This window comes from Streptomyces sp. SID5643 (assembly GCF_009872555.1).
Taxonomy (GTDB): domain Bacteria; phylum Actinomycetota; class Actinomycetes; order Streptomycetales; family Streptomycetaceae; genus Streptomyces; species Streptomyces iakyrus.
On record NZ_WWIC01000088.1, the window covers coordinates 1 to 6,452 of the forward strand.

General features: G+C 70.9%; 7 protein-coding genes and 2 pseudogenes. 7 read left to right on the forward strand and 2 right to left on the reverse strand.

The window, feature by feature from the left end:
• The 5 genes and pseudogenes from GTY56_RS10995 to GTY56_RS11015 all read left to right on the forward strand — a co-directional run.
• Positions 1–327, forward strand: a pseudogene (locus GTY56_RS10995) (ATP-binding protein); the annotation flags it as partial.
• Between the two features lie 4 nt (positions 328–331).
• Complete coding sequence (locus GTY56_RS11000) at positions 332–742, forward strand: roadblock/LC7 domain-containing protein (RefSeq protein ID WP_003994857.1); 411 nt, start codon at positions 332–334, stop codon at positions 740–742.
• Entirely contained in the window at positions 739–1,110 is a 372-nt protein-coding gene (locus GTY56_RS11005; RefSeq protein ID WP_033308582.1) for a DUF742 domain-containing protein, read from the forward strand. Before GTY56_RS11000 ends, GTY56_RS11005 begins: the two co-directional genes overlap by 4 nt.
• Complete coding sequence (locus tag GTY56_RS11010) at positions 1,091–1,693, forward strand: ATP/GTP-binding protein (RefSeq protein WP_161364897.1); 603 nt, start codon at positions 1,091–1,093, stop codon at positions 1,691–1,693. The genes GTY56_RS11005 and GTY56_RS11010 overlap by 20 nt, the downstream gene beginning before the upstream one ends.
• Positions 1,690–2,940: a cytochrome P450 gene (locus GTY56_RS11015; RefSeq protein ID WP_161364899.1), complete on the forward strand. Its 1,251-nt coding sequence runs from the start codon at positions 1,690–1,692 to the stop codon at positions 2,938–2,940. The genes GTY56_RS11010 and GTY56_RS11015 overlap by 4 nt, the downstream gene beginning before the upstream one ends.
• 75 nt (positions 2,941–3,015) lie before the next feature.
• Here GTY56_RS11015 and GTY56_RS11020 read toward each other — a convergent pair whose 3' ends face one another.
• Positions 3,016–4,746, reverse strand: coding sequence for a hypothetical protein (locus tag GTY56_RS11020; protein ID WP_346345462.1), 1,731 nt, complete (start codon positions 4,744–4,746; stop codon positions 3,016–3,018).
• 535 nt (positions 4,747–5,281) lie between these two features.
• Here GTY56_RS11020 and GTY56_RS11025 point away from each other — a divergent pair.
• Positions 5,282–5,746, forward strand: a complete 465-nt coding sequence (locus tag GTY56_RS11025; protein ID WP_161364901.1) for a pyridoxamine 5'-phosphate oxidase family protein — start codon at positions 5,282–5,284, stop codon at positions 5,744–5,746.
• Between the two features lie 79 nt (positions 5,747–5,825).
• The gene (locus tag GTY56_RS11030; RefSeq protein WP_030845174.1) at positions 5,826–6,218 is read left to right on the forward strand and encodes a VOC family protein; all 393 of its coding nucleotides are present in this window, start codon (positions 5,826–5,828) and stop codon (positions 6,216–6,218) included.
• Here GTY56_RS11030 and GTY56_RS40455 read toward each other — a convergent pair.
• Positions 6,175–6,452, reverse strand: a pseudogene (locus tag GTY56_RS40455) (hypothetical protein); the annotation flags it as partial. The gene GTY56_RS11030 and the pseudogene GTY56_RS40455 sit on opposite strands and share 44 nt — an antisense overlap.

Consider the following 6,452-nt stretch of genomic DNA (forward strand, 5'->3'; position numbering starts at 1 on the left):
GCCCCGGAGGCGCGCACCGCCACCGCGGCCCCGGCCCGCGAGACGGCCACCGTGCCCCAGCCACGGGCCGCGCAGGCGGAGGTCGCGGAGACCACGCCCGGCGGCCTGCCCCGGCGCCGCAGCAGGCGGAACGAGACGGAGGCACCCAGGCCGGCCGAACGCACCGACCGGGGCACCGTCGCCGCCGTTCCGCCGGACGCGTCCTTCTCGGGTCTCGCCGCCTTCGCCACCGCCGGACGCGACGCGGCGGAGGCCTCCGAGCCGGCCGGCGACCGCGACACCGCCGGCCGCGAGTACACCGAGCACCGCACCGAAGAGAGCGACTAGTCCCATGACGCAACAAGGAACAGATGTGAGCTGGGCGCTCCGCGATCTCGTCGAGAGCATCCAGGAGATCCGTTTCGCCCTCGTGGCCTCCAGTGACGGCAAGGCCATCACCTCCTACGGCGCCGAAGACCCCGACGACGTCGACCGCTTCGCGGCCGTGGTGGCCGGCCTTCAGGCCCTGGCCCAGCCGGTCGCCGAGCAGTTCCCCAAGTACGCCGGGCAGCTGCGCCTCGCGATGATCGAGGTGGACGGCGGGCACCTGTTCGTCGTGCGCGCGGGTGTGGAGACGTACCTCGGTGTCCTCGCCAGGGAAGGTCTCGACCAGGGCCTGCTCGGGCACCAGATGAGGGACCTGGCCCGCAGGATGGGTGAGCTCCTCGGCACCACTCCGCGCCTGGAGGAGCACTCTGGATGAGTGCTCCCCGCAGACCGTCGGACCCGTCCGGTCTCGAGCGCTACTACGTCCTCACGGGAGGGCGCAGCGGACCGGGCGGTTCGGCGTCGAGCCTCGACGTGGCGACCCTCGTCGTCTCCCGCGCCGCCCCCTTACCGGGCATGCAGCACGAGCACGAGGAGATCCTCCGCCGCTGCCGCGACCCGCTGTCGGTCGCCGAGCTCGGCGCTCACCTCGGGCTCCCCTTCAACATTCTCGCGGTGCTGCTGTCGGACCTGCTGGACGCAGGTCGCGTCGAAGCCCGTAACCCCATCCCGGCGCACGACGCCGGCCGCGGGCCCGACCTCGCGCTCCTTGAGGAGGTACTCAGTGGACTTGAAAGGCTTTGACCAACCCGGAGGCTCGGCCGGGGACACCCGCTCGGTGAAGGTGATGATCGCGGGCGGGTTCGGCACCGGGAAGACCACCATGGTCCGGTCGGTCAGCGACATCAAGCCGCTCACCACCGAGGAGACCCTCACCCAGGCCAGTGCCGACGTCGACCACCTGATCGGCGTCGCCGACAAGACGCAGACCACCGTCAGCCTGGACTTCGGCAAGATCGGCATCAACGAGAGCCTGGTGCTGTACCTGTTCGGCACACCCGGGCAGGAACGGTTCTGGTTCCTGTGGAACGGACTGTTCAAGGGCGCCCTCGGCGCCGTGGTCCTGGTGGACACGCGCCGCCTGGAGTCCAGTTTCCGGGCGATCGAGGAGATGGAGCGCCTGGACGTCCCCTTCGTGGTCGCGCTGAACGTCTTCCCCGACTCGCGGAACTATCCGGTCGAGGAGATCCGGGACGCCCTGGACATCCCCGAGCACACCCCGGTCGTGGCCTTCGACGCCCGCGACCGGGCCTCCAGCCGGGACGTCCTGGTCGCACTGATCCACCATCTGAAGGAACGCTCGGCCGTGGCCCTGGAGCCCCGATGAACGATTCGACCGACAACTCCCACCAGGCCGTGCGGGGCTGCCCCGTCGCGCACCACGGGGCCGATCCGACCCGGCTGTACGGCCCGGAGGCGGCGACCGACCCGGCCGGCATCTACGAGCGGCTGCGCAAGGAGCACGGCTCGGTCGCCCCGGTCCTGCTGGAGGGCGACGTGCCCGCCTGGTTGGTGCTCGGCTACCGCGACAACCGGCGGGTGCTGGACAACCCCCGCCAGTTCAGCCGGGACGCGCGGATCTGGCGGGACTGGCGGGAGGGCCGGATCGAGGAGACCTCGCCGATCATGCCCATGGTCGGCTGGCGCCCCGACTGTGTGTCCCAGGACGGCGAACCGCACCGCAGGCTGCGCGGCGCCGTCACCGACGGGTTGCAGGCGGCGGCCGCCCGGGGCATCCGGCGGCACGTCACCTACTTCGCGAACAAGCAGATCGACGCGTTCGCCGACGCGGGGCGTGCCGACCTCGTGGCCGACTACGCCGAGCAGCTGCCGATGCTCGTGCTCACCAGGATGCTGGGCCTGCCCGCGGCGGACGGGCTGCGCCTGATCGAGTCGTGCGCCGAGGTCTTCAAGGGCGGTGAGGGCGCCCTGGAGCACAACGAGCGGATCATGCAGATCCTCGCCGAACTCGCCGAGCGCAAGCGGGCCGAGCCGGGCTCCGACTTCGCCACGGCCCTGCTGGAGCACCCGGCCGGCCTCGACCACGACGAGGTCGTCAGCCATCTGCGCCTGGTGCTGATCGCGGCGCACACCACCACCAGCAACCTGCTGGCCCGGGTCCTGCAACGGCTCCTCACCGACTCCGGCCGGCTGTCCGGTCTGGTCAGCGGGGAGCTGAACATCTCCGCGGTGGTGGAAGAGGTCATGTGGGACACCCCGCCGCTGTCCGTGCTGCCGGGCCGGTTCGCGACCGCCGATCTGGAGCTCGGGGGCCATCACGTCCAGGAGGGGGAACTGCTCATCCTGGGCCTGGCCGCCGGCAACCTCGACCCGGAGGTGCGGCCCGACTCGGCCGTCGCCGTGCAGGGCAACCAGTCGCACCTGGCGTTCAGCTCCGGACCGCACGAGTGCCCGGGGCAGAACATCGGCCAGTCCATCATCGAGATCGGCGTCGGCGTCCTGCTGCTCCGGCTGCCGGACCTGCGCCTTGCCGTACCGCCGGAAGAGCTCGGCTCGACCGCCTCCACGTGGGAGTCCCGGCTGGACAGCCTGCCGGTCGAGTTCGCCGTCTAGGGCACGTCGGCGGAGCGTGTTGCCCGGCCGGAATCCGGCCGGGCAACGCCGTGCGTGGTGCCGGCGGTCGCTGCGTCAGCCGTCGAGCCAGTCGCCTGTGACACCCGTGGGACGGTATCCCGTGGCGTTCCAGAGGAAGTGCGGGTGGGCACCGCCGAACATGTAGGCGAGCAGTGCGGTGTCCTCCCTCCCGGTCCGGGGGTCGTGCAGGGTGTGGAACTTCTCGGAGCCGACCACCCCGGCGTCCTCCTGGATCTGACGGGCGCGCTCCAGGGACGGTTCGGAGCTGGACGCCTCCACGGCGGCGATGTAGGTGCGGCGCAGGATCTCCCACGCGCTGTCGGTGTTGCCGTGCCAGGGGCCGTGCAGTGCCTCGAAGGCATGCAGCTCGGCGTCGAACAGGGACCATGCCTGCGGGTGTTGGGCCCGGCAGCGCGCGGACAGCTCGGCGGCCCGGGGGCTCAGGCCCGTCGCGGTGCGCCGCGGGGCGATGGTGAGGGTGGTGCCGTCGGTGAGGATGCCGCTGCACGAGTTGGGCTGCAGGTCGCACAGCGGACAGTCCTCGGCCGGGGGGAGGCCCTGGGTGATGCCGTCGAACCACAGGGCGTGGCGGCCCGTGAGCCCCATCCAGACGACGGTGGTGGTCATCAGCCAGGTGTTCCACATCGGGTCGTGCGCCTCGGGCATGCAGCCGTACTTGACGATGGCTATGGCACAGGCGGCGTAGAGGGCCTTGGTGTGGGTGGGCATGTCGGCGAGCCAGAAGTTGCTGATCTCGCCGGTGAGGGCGTCGGCCCGGACGTCGGCCATGTCGTCGATGGCGCGGCACAGCAGCAGGGAGGCGAGGTTCTCCTCCTGCCAGAGTTCGGTGTCGGGCGCGACGTGCCAGAACAGGCAGTCCAGCATCTGCAGGATCGAGTAGGTGCTCTGGTTGAGGGGGTTGGTCTGGGGCAGTACGACGTTGCCCGCCTCGTGCTGCTGGAGCCAGTACTCGTCGACGGACCGCTTGTGGGCCGCGAAGAGGCCGGAGACCAGGGCCCTCGCGCTGTTGGTGCTGAAGTTCTCGGCCAGGCGCTCTTCGACGTGCTGGGTGAGGCGGGTCGTATCGATGGTGTCGATCACGCGTTTGTACTCGTGGAAGACGAGGATGTCGTCCTCGAAGCGGTGGCGATGCCCGAGATCCCGCTCCAGGTCGTTCATCTGCCGGGTCCAGGACCAGCCACCGGTGAGGACGCTGTCGAGTTCCCGCCGGTGCGGCCAGTTCTTGACCACGAGGGGGCGACCGGCGCTGTGCCGCCAGCGGTAGTCGTCCAGCGTGCGTGCAGGGGGAGTCGGCAGGCGGCGGCACAGAGGGCAGGTGCAGGCGGCTGTCTGGGCCTGCTCGCGCGGCGGGGCCAGGGCCCGGGTCCGCCAGGCTCCCTCCAGCATCATGCAGGTCAGTCTGCACACCTCGATATCAGTGCTGACCTGTGGGAAGGCCTCTTCTATCACGCGCAGGCCGGCGTCGAGACGCCTCAACCTGGAGTAGCCCTCCTCGTCGGGCGGGAGGAACGCCGGCCGCGCCAGATGCAGGGCGCCCTCCACGCGTAGCGCGGTGCTGGACTCGGCGGATCCGAGTGCGTCCAGCCGCTGCTGGGCGGCGTCCTGGCACCTCCGGTACTCCTCCGTGCTCCCGTTGACGCGTTCCACCAGCAGGCGGGCCAGGGCGGTTCCCGCCTCCGTGGGCTGGAGCCGGACGCCTGGCTGCGGCGGGAGCGATCGGTCGGCGGACGCCTTCGCAACCGCACCTGCTACTCGAGATTTCACAACGGTCTCCCAATGGATGTGGTCATGGCAAACGGAATCGATCGACCGTGGTCGTGGACCGGCCGGGTCCGGGAATCTTCTGCACGTTCCGCGACGGCCTCGCTGGACGGCCGGACTCAAGTGACCGGCTCCGGCTCTTGCTGCGAACGACCGTGCGCTACCTCGCCCTAGGCGTGCGGGTAGCTGACAGGGGTGTCGAAGGGCAGGTCGAACCGGACGTCCTGAGGCATCTGCTTCCTTTCGGGAGACGGACCGCAGAGCCCCCCGCCCCTGCGAGCGGACGGTGCCATGACCGGCCGCACACTCGAACTCGGCTTCGCAGTCCGAACGTTGAACCGAGAAGCGCTACGAGGCTGCCCAAGGCGTGAACCAGCCATTCCGTGACACTGCCGTGATCTCGGTTACGGCGGAAAGCGCTTGAGCTGCGTATACTCCCTCGTCCCTCACAGGCCGTGGCCTGTCAGCCGGGCCTCCTGCGCACCGGGGCGCCACACTGGTCCGAGTCCGTCCGACGACCCGTCAGGAGGCCGACCCGATGACGTCCGCACCCGTACGCAGCGCCGAGCAGCGCAAGAAGGACACCCTGCACCGCCTGGACCATGACGTGGACGCCTGGGTCGCCACGGCCGACGGCGCCTCGGGGACGCCCTACCTCGTCCCGCTGTCGTTCCTCTGGAACGGCGCGTGCCTGTTGTTCGCCACACCCGCGTCCAGCCCCACCGGACGGAACCTCGCCGCGTCCGGCCGGGCCCGTGTGGGCATCGGGCCGACGCGTGACGTGGTCATGGTGGAAGGCACGGTGGAGACCGTCCAGCCCGGCGACCTGACCGAGGAGGACGCCGAACTCTTCGCCGCCAAGACCGGGTTCGACCCCCGCCGGCTCGCCACGCCGTATCTCTACTTCCGTGTCGTGCCGCAGCGGGTGCAGGCCTGGCGGGAGGCCGACGAACTCGACGGCCGTGAACTCATGCGCGACGGACGGTGGTTGAAGGCCGACTGATTCGGCCGGACGGGGATATCCGCAAGATACGGATCCGCGGGGCACGACCGCCCTGCGGCCGGAATCCTGCGGAGGAGACATGGCACTGGTGAAAGCGGGGGTCCTCGTGCTCGACTGCGCCGAGCCCGAGAAGCTCGCCGTGTTCTACAAGGAACTGCTGGAGGGGGAGGAGTCGGACGCCACCGCCAACAGGGTGGAGATCAAGAGCGCCGACGGCTTCCGGATCGCCCTGCGCCGGGACGTCAACGCGACCCCGCCCAGCTGGCCCCGCCCCGAGAACTCCCTGCAGGCGCATCTGGAGTTCGTGGTGGACGACCTCGATGCGGTGGAACGCCGCGTCATCAGCCTCGGCGGCCGCCCCCTGGAGGCCAAGGAGCCCTCGGGCCCCCTGGAGGAGCGCGGCTACGCCGATCCGGCCGGCCACTCCTTCACCCTGCGCCGCACCGCGCCGACGGCCCCCAAGCAGGGCTGAGACGACACGCGCACCGGGCGGAGAAGGCGCTGGCCGTCACCTGGACGGCCGATCTGACGAGGATGCTCAGAAGAGCGTTGCGGCGCCACAGGTGCAGGCCGACGGTGACGGCCGGGGCGGCCAGTGGCGCCCGCGCGGGCTTGGTGACCGGCAGGTCGCGCAGGTCGAGCAGGGCCGGCCCCGCCCGGCGGCCGCCGGGCGGGGCCGGGCGGCGGTCAGTCCCGGCCGCCCTTC